Annotated in this window: 1 protein-coding gene and 1 pseudogene; one reads left to right on the top strand and one right to left on the bottom strand. The window is 70.5% G+C overall.

The window, feature by feature from the left end; genetic code table 11:
- Positions 1-177: 177 nt before the first annotated feature.
- A pseudogene (locus tag ACZ7IF_RS39265) lies at positions 178-1,047 on the top strand (endonuclease/exonuclease/phosphatase family protein); the annotation flags it as partial.
- On the opposite strand, the gene ACZ7IF_RS39270 reads toward ACZ7IF_RS39265, so the two are convergent.
- A complete protein-coding gene (locus tag ACZ7IF_RS39270) occupies positions 1,034-1,540 on the bottom strand; it encodes a GNAT family N-acetyltransferase (protein WP_470981840.1) in 507 nt (168 codons plus the stop codon). The pseudogene ACZ7IF_RS39265 and the gene ACZ7IF_RS39270 sit on opposite strands and share 14 nt — an antisense overlap.
- Positions 1,541-2,054: the final 514 nt, after the last annotated feature.

Here is a 2,054-nt window from a genome sequence, read left to right on the forward strand (position 1 = left end):
TTCTCCTGTTAGGCGAGCAGCAGCGCGCCTACCTCCCCCCCCCCCCCCTCCCCCTCGCCCTCCCCCCCCCCCCCCCCCCCCCCCCTCCCCCCCCCCCCCCCCTCCCCCTCCTCCCCCCCCCCCCCCCCCCCCCCCCCCCCCCCCCCCGCGGTCACCGCCGCCTATGCGAACGTCCAGGCGACGAACTTCCCCGAACGGGCCCAGGCGCTGGCCGACGAGATCGTCCACGCCGACCCCCACCTCGTCGGACTCCAGGAAGCGGTGCTGTGGCGGAGCCAGACCCCGGCCAGGCCGGGCAGCGCCACCCACGTCGAGTACGACTTCCTGCGGATCCTCCTCGACGCCCTCAAGGCCCGGGGCAAGCACTACGAGGTCGTCGCGAAGGTCACCGTCGGCAGCGACTTCGAGGCCCCGCGGTCCACGCCGGGCGGACTGCAGGACATCCGGCTCACCGACCGGGACGTACTCCTGGCCCGCACCGGACTGCATGACTTCTCCGTCGCCAACGCGCAGACCGGCCGCTTCCAGAGCTTCCTGCCGATCTGCCGCCCCGCGCTGGGCTGCCCGCCCAATCCGCCCCTGCGGGTCGAGCGCGGCTGGGTGGCGGCCGACGCCACCCTGCACGGCCGCACCGCCCGGGTCGTCACCACGCACCTCGAACCCGCCTCGGCCGCCGTCCAGGAGGCACAGGCCGGCGAGCTGCTCACCGGCCCCCTGAACACCACGCTGCCCACCGTGCTCCTCGGCGACCTCAACTCGGCCGCCGACGGAACCGGCACCCAGAGCTACGGCCGTCTCCTCGCCGCCGGCTTCACGGACGCCTGGACCGCCACCTGGCACCGCAACCTCGGCCTGACCTGCTGCCAGGCGCCGGACCTGCGGAACCCCTTCTCCACCCTCACCCGGCGCATCGACCACGTCCTCTTCCGGGGCCACATCACCGCCCGGTCGGCCCACACGGTGGGCGACCTCCAGGCCGACCGCACCCCGTCGGGCCTGTGGCCCTCCGACCACGCCGGCGTCAAGAGCGTGCTCAAGCTCTCTTGATCGCCTTCTGGAACCAGGACACGTCCCAGAAGCGCCCGAACTTCCGTCCCACTTGTTCGAAACGGCCGATGTGCCGGAAACCGAAGCGCTCGTGGAGACGTTGTGACGGTTCGTTGGGCATGGCAATTCCGGCGAGGGCCATATGCACGTCTTCCTGCTCCAGCACCTCGAAGAGCGCGCTGTACAGCAGGCCGCCGACACCACGCCCGACGTGCTCGGGCGCCAGATAGACACTGGTTTCCACAGAGGTGGCGTAGGACGGCTTCGGGCGGAAAGGGCTGCTCGTCGCGTAGCCGAGGATCTTTCCGCCTTCTTCGGCCACGAGGAGCCGGTGCGGCCCTGATGCGGGATGGGCCAGCAGCCACGGCCGCCGCTGTTCGGCGGTGAACGGCTCGACGTCGAAGGTGATCGGCGTCTCGGTGACGTAGTGGTTGTAGATGCGGGTCAGCTCTTCGAGGTCGTCCTCGACACCAGGCCGGATCTCAGTAGTCATCCACACGACGCTACGCGGGACTCATTACGCCGGCGTTTCAGCATCCGGAATGGGGCGGAGCGAAGGGTGAGGACATTCACGGCCGTGAAGTGCTCCGACCATCCAGAGCCGTGCATTCCGATGTCTCCGGGCGCGAATACCAGCCCCAGACGGGCCGCGGACGCCCTCGGAGAGAAGCGCGTAGCGATCTGCCGCGCCCATCTGCTTCCCACAGTGCTCTGATCAGCATTTGATGCGGGTATCAGCCCCGGACGGTCGTCGGACGCCGAGAAGAGAGGAGCGCGTAGCGATCTGCTGCGCCTGGGTGGTCCGCAGGGGGCTCTGGTCGGCATGTGGTGCGGGTAGTCGGACCCCTGGCCCGGAATCGGGACGCTGAGGGCCCGGATGCCCGGCGGGCCGGGGCCCGCCCCCTCGCCTCATCGCTGAGAGACCCGTCCCTTCTCCTCTGGACCGTGCCGTTCTTTTGGGGGTTTCCCGGCAGTCTTTCGGCTTTCCGGGGCGGGACGGTCGGTCA

This window comes from Streptomyces sp. NPDC037421, assembly GCF_055602105.1.